This is a genomic window from Enterococcus camelliae (assembly GCF_042685105.1).
In the GTDB taxonomy this organism is placed as follows: Bacteria; Bacillota; Bacilli; order Lactobacillales; family Enterococcaceae; genus Enterococcus_G; species Enterococcus_G camelliae.
Genome location: NZ_JBHUMO010000060.1, coordinates 11,138 through 11,661, shown reverse-complemented (window position 1 = coordinate 11,661; position 524 = coordinate 11,138).

Genomic DNA, 524 nt, shown 5'->3' with positions numbered 1-524 from the left:
TTGAAATCATTCAAAAAATTGAAGGGAAAAATGCCTTGGCGGTTCAATCTGGCATTGAGAATCTTCAAGAGCAATTTGGACAGTTCTTTAAGGATATAGTTAAAACAATTACTTGCTTAATTGCAATATCAAATGCATAAAAAAATCAAAAAACCTTTATAGACAGTGCATTACTCAATAATCCAGTGTTACCAACTGTTTAACCCTTGTCTGACAGTAAGATGCCTCTTACCATTTTTTTGATGGATTTTTGGTGGTTCTGATTCAAAGGAATCGGTTGGCTGGGTCAATAGAAGAAGCGAAGCGGCTCTTGACTCAGCCAACCGATTCTTTTACCTTATGGAACCAACGAAGCACCTTAAGCGGCGTTTAATTTTGCCAGTTCTTCCTGAAGTCGTTCTGTAGGTGTTGCGTAGCCCATTATTTTTCTTGGTCTATTGTTGATTGTATCGGTTATTGCGTGTAAGTGCGAGTAGGACAAGGGACTCAGAGTGACACCCTTCGGAAGAAATTCCCGGAGCATG